Genomic DNA, 1,409 nt, shown 5'->3' on the forward strand with positions numbered 1-1,409 from the left:
AGTATTGCCTTTGTAGTAATGATCATTCTGACAGCAGTGAATCTGAAAAAACTGATACTGACAGCAGTGATTTTGAAAGTCTTCATGGTAAGAGTGATTTTGAAGTGACTGATTCTGACATGAATGATTTTGACGGGGATGACGTTGACATTCCGGAAGGCGTAACTCGTAATTGAAATAATCGCAGTCGAAACCGAAAAAGAAAAATCTCACTAACAAGCTTCATCGTGAGTTGTAAGCTTTACGAGGAGAGCTTGAAAAACTGGAAGAAGAACTGATTCAGTGGGAAAAGATCATCGCTGGATCTGCTTTCTATAAGGGCGATCATGACGTCATTCAATCCACGTTGGTGTGCCTGGCAGTCGCCAACCAGGACATCGAAGAAAAGATCGAACGTTGAGAAGTACTTGAAAATATGAGTTAACAGACGTTCCTTTTTTAGTTGGGAGTCAGCTGTCGTCAGTGTGCGGTCAGAACGGCTATCTGCCAACTGTTAACTCACCGCTTTTGTTCTTATTTGCTGTTGTTTTTTCCCACTCTTACCGCCAGAACATCACAGCATGCACCATGCAGGATGCTGGTGGATGTTGAGCCGAGAATCAGGGCCAAACCATGCCTGCCATGACTCCCAACCACGATCAGGTCAACGTCAGACTCGTCAGCGATGCGATGTACTTCTCTTTCCGGGCGCCCGTATACGACGTGCTGTTCACCCTTGTCCAGGTGAATGCTTTCAGCCAAACGTGATATACGCTCTCTGGCCTGCTGGGTGATTTCATCCTGAAGGGTTGTAAGATCCAGTGGAATATCGCTGCCATAAGCGACACTCAACGGCTCAACCACGTGCACCAGGGTCAGTCTGGCCTGATAGATTTCTGCAAGAGACTTGGCCTTATCCAATACATCGTCTGCTTCATCAGACAGGTCAATAGCAACGAGAATATGGTTATATTGACTCATAGACTGTTTCTCTCTTCCCGGATGTTTTATGAAGAAATGCAGCTCATTCCAGTTGCATAGCCATTTTTATCATCTGAGCCGGTGAGCTGCATTTCCGGATCATGGCTGTGTCGATGTTTTTATCATCGGGCCACGAGTAACTATCTTGTGTACTCATCGCCTTAAATGCTAAAGGGTGTTCGACCACCTGTGCTCTCTTTATATCAACCATAAGAAAATACGATTGATTGCAGGCATCATAGACCAAACGCTTACATTGTATGGCTGTACCTTGAGTTGTCCAAGTAAATTTCTGGTAAGTATTTGCTCTGAATCAGTATATTTGCGGATTTATTGGTGTTCATTTTCTTGACTTTGGCACAGAATTCAAAGAAGGTAGGCTCAAAAATTCAAACGGTTGTATGAATTTCTGGCGAGCACTGTCTAAGATGCATCCATCAGGAGCCAGA

The 1,409-nt window shown here is 44.4% G+C and carries 2 protein-coding genes; both read right to left on the reverse strand.

Annotation, left to right across the window (positions count from 1 at the left end):
• Positions 1-241: 241 nt before the first annotated feature.
• Positions 242-490, reverse strand: coding sequence for a hypothetical protein (locus tag KDK19_RS13735; RefSeq protein WP_257279526.1), 249 nt, complete (start codon positions 488-490; stop codon positions 242-244).
• 23 nt (positions 491-513) lie between these two features.
• Positions 514-960, reverse strand: coding sequence for a universal stress protein (locus KDK19_RS13740; protein WP_257254061.1), 447 nt, complete (start codon positions 958-960; stop codon positions 514-516).
• Between the last annotated feature and the right edge of the window lie 449 nt (positions 961-1,409).

This window comes from Endozoicomonas sp. ONNA1 (assembly GCF_024606325.1).
Taxonomy (GTDB): domain Bacteria; phylum Pseudomonadota; class Gammaproteobacteria; order Pseudomonadales; family Endozoicomonadaceae; genus Endozoicomonas_A.

Coding starts and splice junctions, on each gene's coding strand:
- KDK19_RS13740 (WP_257254061.1), bottom strand. CDS start 960: ATGAGTCAATATAACCATATTCTCGTTGCTATTGACCTGTCTGATGAA.